14 protein-coding genes are annotated in these 12,187 nt (G+C 66.2%); 9 read left to right on the forward strand and 5 right to left on the reverse strand.

Annotated elements, in window-relative coordinates; translation table 11 throughout:
• Positions 1–72 precede the first annotated feature (72 nt).
• The 4 genes from AC50YA_RS12890 (at position 73) to AC50YA_RS12905 (ending at position 3,582) form a co-directional block, all read left to right on the forward strand.
• Complete coding sequence (locus tag AC50YA_RS12890; RefSeq protein WP_494982662.1) at positions 73–708, forward strand: protein tyrosine phosphatase; 636 nt, start codon at positions 73–75, stop codon at positions 706–708.
• Between the two features lie 141 nt (positions 709–849).
• Positions 850–1,428, forward strand: coding sequence for an RNA polymerase sigma factor (locus tag AC50YA_RS12895; protein ID WP_494982663.1), 579 nt, complete (start codon positions 850–852; stop codon positions 1,426–1,428).
• Positions 1,421–2,287, forward strand: coding sequence for a hypothetical protein (locus AC50YA_RS12900; protein ID WP_494982664.1), 867 nt, complete (start codon positions 1,421–1,423; stop codon positions 2,285–2,287). The genes AC50YA_RS12895 and AC50YA_RS12900 overlap by 8 nt, the downstream gene beginning before the upstream one ends.
• Positions 2,288–2,565: 278 nt before the next feature.
• Positions 2,566–3,582 (forward strand): DUF6454 family protein, encoded by a 1,017-nt coding sequence (locus tag AC50YA_RS12905; protein WP_494982665.1) that lies wholly within the window; start codon positions 2,566–2,568, stop codon positions 3,580–3,582.
• A 58-nt stretch (positions 3,583–3,640) separates the two neighbouring features.
• Here the strand turns inward: AC50YA_RS12905 and AC50YA_RS12910 are convergent, their stop codons facing one another.
• Positions 3,641–4,198: a COG4315 family predicted lipoprotein gene (locus AC50YA_RS12910; RefSeq protein WP_494982666.1), complete on the reverse strand. Its 558-nt coding sequence runs from the start codon at positions 4,196–4,198 to the stop codon at positions 3,641–3,643.
• Positions 4,199–4,409: 211 nt separating this feature from the next.
• Here AC50YA_RS12910 and AC50YA_RS12915 point away from each other — a divergent pair, with 211 nt between their 5' ends.
• Both AC50YA_RS12915 and AC50YA_RS12920 read left to right on the forward strand, forming a co-directional pair.
• A complete protein-coding gene (locus AC50YA_RS12915; protein WP_494982667.1) occupies positions 4,410–4,910 on the forward strand; it encodes a sigma-70 family RNA polymerase sigma factor in 501 nt (166 codons plus the stop codon).
• Entirely contained in the window at positions 4,907–5,572 is a 666-nt protein-coding gene (locus tag AC50YA_RS12920; RefSeq protein ID WP_494982668.1) for an anti-sigma factor family protein, read from the forward strand. Before AC50YA_RS12915 ends, AC50YA_RS12920 begins: the two co-directional genes overlap by 4 nt.
• A 44-nt stretch (positions 5,573–5,616) precedes the next feature.
• On the opposite strand, the gene AC50YA_RS12925 is transcribed toward AC50YA_RS12920, so the two are convergent.
• Positions 5,617–6,099, reverse strand: coding sequence for a type II toxin-antitoxin system RatA family toxin (locus tag AC50YA_RS12925; protein ID WP_494982669.1), 483 nt, complete (start codon positions 6,097–6,099; stop codon positions 5,617–5,619).
• Positions 6,100–6,157: 58 nt separating this feature from the next.
• Positions 6,158–6,913 (reverse strand): DUF1206 domain-containing protein, encoded by a 756-nt coding sequence (locus AC50YA_RS12930; protein ID WP_494982670.1) that lies wholly within the window; start codon positions 6,911–6,913, stop codon positions 6,158–6,160.
• A gap of 314 nt (positions 6,914–7,227) precedes the next feature.
• Between AC50YA_RS12930 and AC50YA_RS12935 the strand changes: the two genes are divergently transcribed.
• On the forward strand, positions 7,228–8,811 hold the full coding sequence (locus AC50YA_RS12935) for a fimbrial protein (RefSeq protein ID WP_494982671.1): 1,584 nt from the start codon (positions 7,228–7,230) through the stop codon (positions 8,809–8,811).
• Between the two features lie 108 nt (positions 8,812–8,919).
• Positions 8,920–9,366 carry a hypothetical protein gene (locus tag AC50YA_RS12940; RefSeq protein ID WP_494982672.1) on the forward strand — a complete coding sequence of 149 codons (447 nt, stop codon included), beginning with the start codon at positions 8,920–8,922 and terminating at the stop codon, positions 9,364–9,366.
• A 15-nt stretch (positions 9,367–9,381) separates the two neighbouring features.
• On the opposite strand, the gene trmB is transcribed toward AC50YA_RS12940, so the two are convergent.
• Together trmB and AC50YA_RS12950 are read right to left on the reverse strand one after the other, a co-directional pair.
• Positions 9,382–10,305: a tRNA (guanosine(46)-N7)-methyltransferase TrmB gene (gene trmB / locus AC50YA_RS12945; protein WP_494982673.1), complete on the reverse strand. Its 924-nt coding sequence runs from the start codon at positions 10,303–10,305 to the stop codon at positions 9,382–9,384.
• Between the two features lie 19 nt (positions 10,306–10,324).
• Positions 10,325–10,744 (reverse strand): DUF1003 domain-containing protein, encoded by a 420-nt coding sequence (locus AC50YA_RS12950; protein ID WP_494982674.1) that lies wholly within the window; start codon positions 10,742–10,744, stop codon positions 10,325–10,327.
• 102 nt (positions 10,745–10,846) lie between these two features.
• On the opposite strand from AC50YA_RS12950, the gene AC50YA_RS12955 reads away from it, so the two are divergent.
• Positions 10,847–12,187 carry an MFS transporter gene (locus tag AC50YA_RS12955; protein ID WP_494982675.1) on the forward strand — a complete coding sequence of 447 codons (1,341 nt, stop codon included), beginning with the start codon at positions 10,847–10,849 and terminating at the stop codon, positions 12,185–12,187.

Here is a 12,187-nt window from a genome sequence, read left to right on the forward strand (position 1 = left end):
CCAGCGATGTAGGGGGTGATGGGTTCCTCACGGAGCCGGATCTGAATTGTTCTCTAGGTTTTGGAGTGTCATATGTCGTTGTTCACTGTTCTCGCCACCAGCAAAATCGCCGCCGGTGTTCTCGCCGCGGGCACCCTGGCCGTCGGTGGAACCGGCGTCGCAGCTGTTTCCGGCGCCCTCCCGACCGACGCACAGCAGACCGCCCACGAACTGCTCGGCGCCCCCGCCCCGAAGCTGGCCGCTGACGCCACCGAGTCGGCCTCCGCAAACGCTTCCGGCGATGCAGCAGTAACCGGCGAAGCAACCGTCTCCGGCGATGAGGTCGCAGCCGAGGCCAACGCCTCCGCCGCCGCCGGTACCGCAGTGGACGCAGCAGGTGCCGCAGCCTTTGGCCTCTGCACCGCCTTCACCAACGGTGGACTGAACGAAGCCTCCGAGGGCTTCTCGTCGCTGGTCATCGCCGCCGAGGGCGAAGGCAACGTTGACGCCTTCTGCACGGACGTCGTCGCGCAGGGTGCCGCTTCCGCTGACGCCGATGCGGCTGGCGAGGGTTCTGCCGCCGCCAAGGCCGAGCGCCCCGAGCTGCCCGCCGTTCCTGCTGTCCCCGCCGTACCGGCAGTTCCGGGTGTCGACGGCGTTCCTGCCGTTCCTGCTGTTCCCGCGGTGCCGGGCGACGTTGTAGACGTTCCGGCCGTTTCGGGCCGCTAGGACCTGCTCAGCTATTGTGGGCTGCGGGAACCCGCTCCGGACGGACCGGATTCCCGCAGCCCACATGGCAGCCAGATAGCTGACCGACAGCAGCGGAGCACACCGCGCCGAATACCGGGATGAGCGAGTCCGCTGCCCGGGATGGAGGAGCCACTGGTGCTAGACACTTTGGCCGAAGAAGACGTAGATACATTTGCAGACACCGCCGGCGCTGATCCGGCTGTGCTCTTCGGCGCTGTCTATCGAACCTTTTCCGGAGCAGTCCTGGGCTACCTCAAGGCCCGTGGCGTGGACGATCCCGAGGCTGTCACCCAGGACGTGTTCCTGGCGTTTTTCCCCAAGATTGGTGAGCTGACCGGCGGGCTGCAGGGTGCCAAGTCGTTGGTGTTTTCCATCGCCCACGCCCGGATGGTGGACTACTACCGGCGGGTTGAACGCCGGCCGGACTTCACTCCGTACGACCCCCTGCAGGACGGGCGCAGCACGGCGTCCGCCGAGGACCACGCCTTGGGCCACAGCGGCGGCGCGGCCCACCTGCTGGCGGGCCTGACCGATGAACACCGCGAGGTCCTGGCACTGCGGGTGGTGGCTGACCTCTCCATCGAACAAGTGGCCGGCATCATGGGCAAGTCCCACGGTGCCATCAAGCAGCTCCAACGCAGGGCGCTGCAAAACCTCAAGGACCAGACTCTTAGAAGAAACCAGGCAGATCATGAGTGACACCGCAGGCTCACGCAACGGTTTCCGCGACGACGTGTCTGGTGACCGGCTGCTGCTGGAGGCAGGGCTGGACGACGACGCCGGCCTCCGCCCCGTTCTGCTGGAGCTCCAAGCGCTCGCCGCCGAGCAGCCGGCGCCCTCCGATGCAGTCGCCGCGCTCATGAGGCCTGCGGTGAACCAGACGGTGATCCAGGCTGCGGACCAACCGGAAGCCACCCGCCATCGGGCGGTGGTTCCTGCAACGACGGTTATGCCTGCAACGACGGTTGTCCCGCAGCTCCCTGAAACCGTTGCTTCCCCTCAGTCAGAGCCCGCCGTCGCCCCCGCCGTGGCAACGGATGAGCTCACGGTGGCGACCGACGAGCTCGCCGCCCGCCGCCGTGCTAGGCGCCGGGTCACCCTCACCACGCTGTCCGTGGCCGTCTCGCTGGCGGCCGGCGGCGCCGTTGCCGTTGCCTCCGATCAGGGGATCAGGGATTCCATCGGCCAGGTTAACCACGCAGTGACATCGTTCGTGTCCACCGTTGGCGGGCCTGCCCCCGCGCCGGTGGAGACCCCGGTTCCGGGGCCGGTCCAGCCCGGTGTCCCTGCCGTAGGCCCCACCGGGCCGGCTGTCACTGTGCCGGTTCCGGCCGCTCCGGGATCCGGTTCGAGCCAGGCCACGCAGCACGCTCCCGTTCCATCGGGTTCAGCGCCGGCAGTTCCCCTGCCAGACCTTTCCCTACCTGAAAACGTCACGCCGGGTGTGCCGGGTGTGCCGGGTGGGCTGCTGAACGGCGAAGTGCCCAGCCTGCCGGGGCAACAGCCGATGCGGCCCCTCCCGGAATCGCCGCCCGTTTCGGCTGCCCCGGGACAATAGGCTCGGCCCCGACAGTGCGTTGATTTTCGGGATGTAGTCAGAACGCATTCACCACTCCGTCATGTGGGCTCCATGAGAGTGCTGCCGGGGGTTTCCAGCGAACGCCCAGACTGAGTGTGGCCCCATCAACGGGACGTCCAGATCGGCTCCGTGAGGTGATGGCCGAGTACTCGTTGAAGCTTCCAAACTGGTATCCCCTCGAACTGGGAGTTGCGGCGCTCTAGACGCTGCGCGGCTTCGAAAACAACCCCTGAAGCAAATTCTTGAGAGGCGCCCTAATGAACCCCATACGCAACCGTGGAATCCTTGCAGCAGCAGCTGCACTCATCATCGTTACCGCAGGTGGCGTCGTCACTGCAGGCAGCGGCGTGGCCGCGCAGGCAGGCACCCGAACCGGCAACATGGACCGCCATACGGCCGACACCGCCCTTGCCGACGGATTCAAGGCATTGGATCGCAACACCAACTGGGACCTGACGGGCAAGCTGAAGCTTGACTTCCCCACGCACCACCCCCAAGGCATTGCCTACACGGAGGATCACATTTTCCTTTCGTCCGTGGAAATCGTCGAACGCACCGTCAAGTACCCTGCGCCGGTTGACGGTTTTGACCGCACGGCCGGGAAGGGGGTGGGTCATCTATTCGTACTGGACTTGTCCGGAAATCTGCAGAAGGACATCATCCTGGGCGAAGGCGACATGTACCATCCCGGCGGATTGGACTTCGACGGGAAGAACATTTGGGTGAGCGTGGCGCAGTACCGGCCCAACAGCAGCTCCATCATTTACAGCGTGGACGCTACAACCCTTGAGGCGCACAAAGAATTCGAGGTCCCCGACCACTTCGGCGGCGTAGTGATGGACCGTCAGACCGGCCATCTGGTCGGGAACACGTGGGGGTCCCGGAGGTTCGCGGAGTGGAACCGCCAGGGCAAGCAGCTCTCTACCTGGCAGAACCCGAACCACTTCATCGATTACCAGGACTGCCAGTACGTGGCCAACTCCCAAGCCCTATGCGCCGGGGTCGCTAACTTGCCCCAGACACCTGCGGCGGGCGGTGCCACGGCGACTTATGAACTGGGCGGCATGGCCCTGATCGACCTTGTCGGAAAGACCATCCTGCACGACGTGCCGTTTCAAAAGTGGTCCACGGCGGGCCACGCCGCGACCCGGAACCCGTTCAAGCTCACTGCCGACGGCAACCACCTGACCATGCATGTCGCGCCGGATGATGCGGAAGAAGGCAACGGCACGGAAATTCTCACTTACGAAGCGACGGTCACACCCGCCAAGTAGCGTTCCCCGGGAGCGGCGGCTGAACGCATAAGGTTCGCCGCCGCGTCCCGAGTCGGGGTCAGTAGCCTGACGCCGCGGTCCGGATCATTTCCCCGGCCGGGGTGGCCAGATACCAGACGTCGTTGACGCCCTGCCCCAGGATGTCGCCGGGATTCTTGTCCTGCTGGTAGTAGTACAGCGGCAGTCCATTCAGGGTCACCTGCTTGGCCCCGTCCGGCGTCGTGATCGTCCCGAGCGTGCCGGTGACCCCTTCAGCGGCCGGCGTGGCTGCGGTGGTGAGGAGCGGCGGCCACGCGGTCAGGCACGCTCCAGTGCAGGCGCTGGTGCCGGAATCCTTCACGTCCTTGGTGAAGAAATAGAGACTCATGCCAGCGGAATCAACCACGATGTTGCCGGCGCTGGAGGATGAAGTCTTGAGGTCGACGGCGGCCGCCGCGGTTGGGGAGCCAGCGGTGGGGGATCCTGTGGTGGGGGAGCCAGCGGTCGGGGTGGCGGAGGTTGCCGCCGGAGTGGTGGGAGCGGCGGTGGTTGTGGTGGTTCCAGGGCTGCCGCCGCAGCCGGAAAGCGCCGCCGCGACGGCCAGCGCGGCAAGACCTGTGCCCAGATACTTTTTCATGGAATACTCCTCGGCTGGGGCCCGGTGTCGGATCACCGGACGCTAACCGGTACGACGCACCAAGGTTGAGAATGGTTCAAAGTGAACCGTTTTCCGTTCACGGACGTTATATCGCATGTATGCGCTTAGCTTCAGCGTTTCGCTGGGCAAGCACGCAACCATGGGCCCGCAGTTAAGGCCGCGGACTGGATCAGGGACAGGAGGGGGCGTCATGCCGCTGGACGAGGACGTGGTGGCCGCGATCTATCGCGAACACGGCGCCGCCCTGCGCCGCTTTGTCCTCAGCGCGTCCCGTGACCCCCAACTGGCCGAGGACGTGGTCCAGGAGACCGTCCTGCGTGTCTGGCAGCAGGCCCCGGACATCACCGGAAGCCTTCGCAGTTACCTGTTCCGGACTGCCCGAAACATCATGATCGACAACTACCGCAAAGCCCAGCGTCGCCCGGCCGAGGTGATGGAACGCGAACTCGCCGATCCCGCCGTGGCCGTGGAACGCGTGGATGAACTCCTCAACCGCGTCCTGATGGAGGAAGCGCTGCTCCGGCTCAGCACCGAACACCGCGATGTCCTCGTGGCACTCCACTACCGCCGTTTCACCGTCAACGAGGCCGCCGTGCAGCTGAACATCCCCAGCGGAACCGTGAAGTCCCGGGCCTACTACGCAGTCCGGGCGCTACGGACCATCCTGGACGAAATGGGGGTGGAGCGGTGAACGCCTCTGAGCTGCACCACCTGCTGGGCGCCTACGTGCTCGGTGGGCTTGACCCCGCGGATTCGCAACGTTTCGAAGCCCACCTCGAGGGCTGCGCGGACTGCCGGACCGAACTCGCCGAGCTCGAAAGCCTGCCGGCCCTGCTGGACGCGCTTCCCGTCCCGGACGCGGTGGCGCTGACCGGGAGCGCCCGCCCCGGGTTTGCCCCTGATCCAGCCAGTTCAGTGCCCCGCGCGGTCCTCGATGAACTGGCCGCCCGGCGTCGTAAATTACGACGGCGGTGGGCGGCGCTGGTGGGCGCCGTCGCCGCCGCGAGCCTCGCCTTGGGCCTGGCCGCGGGGCCGCTGCTCAGCCGACCGCCGGAGCCGGACGCCAGCTACTCGGTCCAGTCCGGCAACGGCCTGCAGTTCAGCATCGACCTTGCCCGGAAAACGTGGGGCACCGAGCTGGCCGTGAACGGCAGCAAACTGCCGCTGGACGGGACCCTCTCGCTCTGGATCCGGGACCGCGACGGCGGCGAGGACCGGGCGTGTGCCTGGACGGCCACGCCCAGCGGAAGGGTGAAGGTCATGGGCGCGACGCCGGTTCAGCTGGCCAGCATCGCCAGCCTGGAGCTGCGGGATGACACCCAACAGGCAGTTGCTGTAATCATGGTGCCGTGATCCCCGTGCGGGTGATCTATTTGCCGGTAATCACGGTGCTGTGATCACGGAGTTTGGAGGGCGCGGAACTCGGCCACCAGCCCGGGGTCCTCGCAGGCCCGGGCAAACGCTTCGATCCTCATGTTGATCTCACGGCCCAGGAGCCAGGCGCCCATCCGCTCCGCCACCGGCCGCAACCAGGCCGGGCGGCACGAAAAGGTGTACTTCCACACGGCGCGGGTGCCGCCGTCGTCCGCGGTGAAACGCCAGCCGCCGCCGAAATTCGTGAAGAACCACGGTCCGGACACCATGGTCATGCCCACGTTCCTGGGTGGCGCATACGAAACGTATTCGCTCACCATCACCAGGCCCAGGCGGGACACGGTCCGTGTCCGGACGCCCTTTCCGGCGGACGTTGCGCTGTTCAGGAAACCTTGGGCAGAGATGAACGGGTCCCATTTGAGCCGGAACGCACCGGTGGTCTGGGAGAGGGCAAAGACTGTCTCCGGATCGAGGCGGATGAGTCGTTCGGCGCGTACCTGAGGCATGGACCCACCCTAACCGGAGGCCGGGTATTCCGGACCGGCCCCGGAGAAGGTGCCAGCCCTACATCTTGGCCAGGCGAGCCCGCACCACCATGAACACGCCGTAGCAGATGAGACCGGCGCCCACTGCGGCCAGCAGGTACACGCCGAAGGGCTGGTCGCGCAGGGCCCTGAGTCCACCGTCGAGGCCCGTGGATTCATCCGGATGGGCCTGCAGGGTGGCGATGGTGATGAGCATCCCGGTCAGCAGCAGGACTATGCCCTTGGCGACGTAGCCGGTCACGCCCAGGACTGTGACGGCTGTCCGGGCGGTGGGGGAAGAGGGCATCGTGAGCTGTTTCTTGAAGGTCTTCTGGATGCCGCGGATGCCGTAGATGATCCCGGTGATGGCCACGCCCAGTCCCACCAGGACCAGCAGTGCCACGCCGCCGGGGGCCTTCATAACGGCGACGGTGAGGTCGCTCGCGGATTGCTGGTTGTCTCCTCCGGACCCGGTGCCCATGGCGAAGCTGGCCAGGGTCACGGCGAGCCCGGCAAACACCACGGCCTGGGCTGCCGCTTTGGCCTTCTTACCGGCCTTTTCCTTGGTGGGCAGCCGGTTGTAGTCGAAGACGGCATCGCTGGCCTGCCAGACGGCAAGGGCCGCGCAGGCGGCGAAGCTTGCCCACAGGAGGAACGGCCCGGCGGGCTGGCTGGCAAGTTCGGAGACAGCGCCGCTGAAGTCAGCGTTTCCCGAGCCGCCCATGGCGAGGCGGATGGCGATGGCGCCCACAAGAAAGTGCAATAGGCCGCTTACCGCGAAACCGGCCCTGGCCATCAGCTCCAGTGCGCGTGAGTTGGTGACGTCCTCCGCCGCGTCTGCGGCGTCTTCTAGTTCTCTTTTGATGACGGTTCCTTCGGGCCAGCGCCTGAGGGGCGCAGATTTGCGTGCCCCCGCACAATCCCCATGGTGCCACGCCAAGCGAGCCGCGAACAGTCCTCGGGGTCCCGATCTGCGCGCCCCGTAGCATCCGAACCTGGCGGCCCGGAGCTCCCGCGATGGGGAGTGTTCCCCATCGCGGCAGACTTGCCGCCGTGCGACGATATGTCCAGCGATAGATCTAACTCCTATTACTCTCCGGGGGAGACACCATGACTTTTTACGGCGCGGACGTCAGTCAGCTGCGGGAGCTGGCGAAGGCCGTTGACAAAGCGGCAGCGCTGCTCAGCAGCCGGGCAAGCTCCCTGCAGGGCCAGATCCAGTCCGCGCCATGGAAAGGCACCGACGGCGAACTGTTCCGGCAGGACTGGTCCGGCAGCCACCGTCCCAGCCTGGAGCGGGTGGCATCCAGCCTCCGCCATAACTCCAAGCTGCTCCTGCAGCACGCCAACGAGCAGGAACAGTCTTCCGCCGAGACCGGCGGCGGCAGCGGGGGCTCCAGCGTGCTGGACAAGCTCAAGGACCTCGGCAGCCGCGCGAAGTACTGGCTGGAGGAACAGGCAGAGAAGGCAGCAGCGGCCGCGGCCCACCGCCAGGAGCTGAAGCAGGGCCTGGATGACATGCTCAAGGCCAGCCCGGAAGAACAGGCCAAGTGGTGGGCCAGCCTGTCCGAGGCGGACCGGAAGTACCTGATCGAAGGCGAAGACGAGAACGGCCCCTTTGCCGAGGACCTCATGAGGATGGATGGCGGCATTCCCGAGTCCGCCCAGGACCAGGCGAGTGCCCACCTCCGGGAACTCGCCAAGACGGAAACTCCCGTATACACGGAGACCGGCAAGGCCTCCCTTGACGCCCGGGTTGCCTGGTTCCACGCCGGCGCGGAGGTGGGCACCGTGGTGGTGGAGAATGCTGACGGTTCGGCCACCTTGAAGGTCTACGGAAACGTGGGCGTGGGAGTGAACGACACCACCGGCACGGCCGGGGTCACGCTCAACGGGGAGGCGTCGCGTGAGTACAAATTCGGCAGCGTGGAAGAGGCCATGGCCGCCCGCAACCAGATTTACACGGACCTCCCGCCGGACAGCGCAGGTGAGATCCAGGATGTGGCCGGCAACCCGCCTGGCTACATCCTGGACACCATCAACGATGCTGCGGACGACAACGGCTCCACCGGCCACGACGACAAAGCCAAGGGAACCCTCTCCCTGGAAGCCGAGCCCGAAGCCGGCCCCGCTTCGGGCTCGGCGAAGCTGGATCTCGCCTACGAGCGGAACCTGACGGACGGCACGGCAACCGCCAGCGCCGAGGTGTCGGCCCAGGGCAAGCTGAACCTCGACGGCAGGGTATTCGAGGCCTCGGGCAAGGGCGGCCTGGAAGTGAACCTGGATAAGAACGGAAACATGGAATCGATCGCCGTATCCATGGAGGGCACGGTTGCGGCGGGCGCCACCGCGGGTCCCGACCTCCAGGGCGCCAAGGCTGAGTCCAGCGTGACAGTAGGCACGCAGGGCACCGTGAAGATCGAGGTTGAGTACTCGCCGGAGAACGCGGCCGTGATCGACAGCTACATGCGCAATGTGGCGTTGGGAGACACTGTTGCGGCCGGCCATGACGCCGCCAAGCTCTACGAGGCAGGGTCTGCCACCGTCCAGGAGAACAGCGTGGTGACAGCGTCCAACGAGTTCGGTGTTGACCTCAAGGCCGGCGAGGTGGAGGTCAAGACCGAGAACAAGGCAACCACCAACGTGTCCACGTACTATAAAGTCCCGAACGACACGAAGCTCGAGAAGCTCTGACGTCCCGTGCCGAGTCCACTCCGGAGACCTTTTCCCGCAGTTCTTCCTGCACCATTTTGGGCATTACCGCCAGCCAGCCCGGCCAAGACTTACCGCTAAGGAGCAACCATGTCAGTGCATATCGAGTCCCCGCTGGGGTTCACGGCAGACTTCCCCGAGCACACCCAGGTTCTGGAGGACTCCGCCGCCGGGCCAAACACCGAGCAGTATGGCCTGCTGGGCGGCGTCCTGGTGACGGTCATCAAGGACGACACCTCCGTGACGGGCGCCGCGCAGGCCAACGGCTGGGCACACCTGATGTCAGGCTTCTACGTTGAAGACCGGGCAGGGACCATCCTCACCGAAGGTGAACTGAACGTCCCCGGCAAGTCCTCGTACGCCGTCGTGGTTGGATACACGGATCCGGCCGGCGAGGCGAGGGTAGCGGCCACTGTGGGTGTCTGGGAGAACAACCGTTTCATCGGTGTTGTGGTGATCTGGCCTTACGTGAACCCGGAGATCGAGCCGCGGCTGGGGATGCTCAAGGAGATCGTCGCCGCCATCAGCGTGAGCTGACCCGGTTTCCGAGGCTCAGCGCCGGCGGTAGCAGAGGTCGAAGATCAGCCGGCCGGCCTCGTGGGCTTTCGCCTCGAAACTCGTGCGGATCCGGCCTTCGAAGCGTGGCGCCCAGCCGCCCGTTTCATCCACGCCCCCGTTGGGGCCGGTGTGTGCGGTGCTCACCGGCGCCCGGCCTTCGCGGACGGGCGCGCCGCCCACCAAAGTTTCGACGCCGGATTGCCACACCTGGGTGAGCGGGCTTTCGGGTCCGTGGCGCTCGCCGGTGTGGAGGTTTTCGAAGTCCGGCGAGTCCGCCAGAACATCGCGGACATGGACGGCGTAGTTGGACCAGTCCGTGGCGACCCGCCACAAGCCGCCCTTCGTGAGTGCCCGTGCTGCCAGTTCGGCAAACTCCGGCTGGATGAGGCGGCGTTTGTGGTGCCGTGACTTGTGCCAGGGATCGGGGAAGAACACCCACAGTTCGCTGACTGAACCAGCAGGCAGCATGGTGGCGAGGACCTCCGGCGCGTTGGCTTCCACCACCCGGACGTTGTTCAGCCCGCGGCTATTGATCTTGATGATGGTGTTGGCCAGCCCCGGCGTGTACACCTCCACCGCCAGGAAGTCCGTGTCCGGGTTCTCCTCGGCGGCGTGGCAGATAGCATCGCCCAGTCCAGAACCGATCTCCACAATAAGCGGTGCCTTGCGGCCGAACTCGGCTTCGGCGTCGAACGTGTAGTCCGGGTGGACCGACGTGTTCGCAATGTGCCGGGGAACGTCCAGCGCCCACCGGTCCGAGTGCTCTTCCCACGCGGTCTGGCGGCGCCCCTGGAGACGGGTTCCGCGGCGCACAAAGCTCACCGGCCTGCCGCCGTAAGTGCCGAAGGACGCCTGCGTTCCGGGCGTCACCGGGCGCGGGACATGCGGAGGCTGGGGAGATTCTGGGGATTCGCTCATCCCTTCCAGAATAGAGGAGTCAGGCCCGGGCTGGCTTGCCCGCAGCCAGGGAGCGCAGTTCCCGCAGGATCTCCAACTGTTCGTCGTTGATGGCGGTAAGCCGCTCGATCTCCGCCTTGGCCTTCACGTTCGTGTCGTAGTCATGCTGCGCCATGGCCGCAGCGATGGCATCCTGGCGCTTGGCTGCGATGAGGAGAATTGCCCCTTGGAGTCCGGCCAGCATGGACAGGAACAGGTTCAAGAGGATGTACGGATACGCGTCCCACGCCTGGGACGCCAGAATCCAGGAGTTCAGGCCAGCCCACACCATCATGAAAGCGATGAATCCCGCGACGAACCGCCAACTGCCCATGCTGTTGCGCATTACATCGGCGGCGCGTTCGCCCCTGCTCAGGGTTGCCTTGTGTGCGGCATGCCAAGTCTCTCGCTGTTCGCTCATGCGCCAAGCGTAGGCTCTTCTGTGTTTCCCGCAGCCCCGACAGATGCGCCGCCGGCCCGACCGGTCGGGATGAAACATGCCACGAGCGCGCGCAATGACAGAATGGGTCCCGTGACCCGTGCTGACAACGTTGAAGTGCCTGGACTGCTGATCGACGCCGAAATCGACGACATCCCCCCAGCAGCCCCAACGCGCCTTCCGGGCCAGTCGGGCGGCGGCCCGGAAAGCCCGCAAAGCAGCCGGCGGGCCCTGGCCTACCTGGGACTCTGCCTGGTGCTTATCGGGCTGAACCTCCGCACGGTTTTCTCCAGTTTCGCCGCGGTTCTTCCGGAGATCACGTCCGACGCCGGCCTGCCGGGCTGGGCCGTTGTGGTGCTCACCACCGTGCCCGTCACGCTCCTGGGTGTCTTCGCGCCGCTGGCGCCCGTCCTGGCGCGGCGGTTTGGCGCCGAACGCGTCCTGCTCGGCGCCATGGCCGTACTCACGGCAGGGCTGCTGCTGCGCCCCGCAGACATCGGCGGCCTGGTGCCCGGTGCCGGTCACCTCCCAACCTTGCTGGCGGGAACTGCTGCCTGCGGTGCGGCCATCGCGCTGTGCAACGTGCTGCTGCCAGGCCTCGTGAAGCGCGATTTCCCGCACCGGCTGGGCCTCATGGGCGGGCTGTACACCACGGCGATCTGCGCCTCGGCCGCCCTCGGTGCCGGCTTTACCTACCCCGTCTTCACCGCGACGGGGGAGTGGACCGCGGCGCTGTGGTTCTGGGCGGTTCCTGCCGCCGTCGTACTTTTGCTGTTCCTTCCGGTGGCACTTCGCCAGCATCCTGTCCGGCACCAGGCCGGCAACCTCGGCGTCAATGTGTGGCGTTCGGCGGTGGCGTGGCAGGTGACCATCTTTATGGTGCTGCAGGCCATGATGTCCTTCAGCGTCTTTGCGTGGCTGGCGCCGATCCTGCGCGAACGCGGTGTTGACGGCGGCACCGCAGGCCTGATGGTGTCTGTTTCGATCGTGCTCCAGATGCTGGGCTCGCTGTTTGCCCCGGCACTGGCGGCGAGGTTCCGTGACCAGCGCGGCATCGCTGTGGTGGTGGCGCTGATGACCGGCGGCGGGTTTGCGCTGAGCATTTTCGGACCCCTGGAACTCATCTGGGTGTGGACCGGGCTGCTGGGCCTGGGGCAGGGAAGCCTCACCGCGGTGGCCCTGACCATGATCATGCTGCGGACCCGCGACGGGCACACCGCCGCGCACCTGTCCGGGATGATGCAGGGCGTGGGCTACGGGCTGGGTTCCACCGGCACGCTGATGGTGGGCCAGCTGCACCAGGCCACGGGATCGTTCACGGCCGCCGGGGTGCTGTTCCTGGTAGTGGGCTCGCTGGCCGCTGTGTTCGGCTACCGCGCGGGTCGGAACCGCTACATCGGCGACGCCAACCAGCCGCGCCGATAA

The organism is Pseudarthrobacter sp. RHLT3-21, from assembly GCF_059383495.1.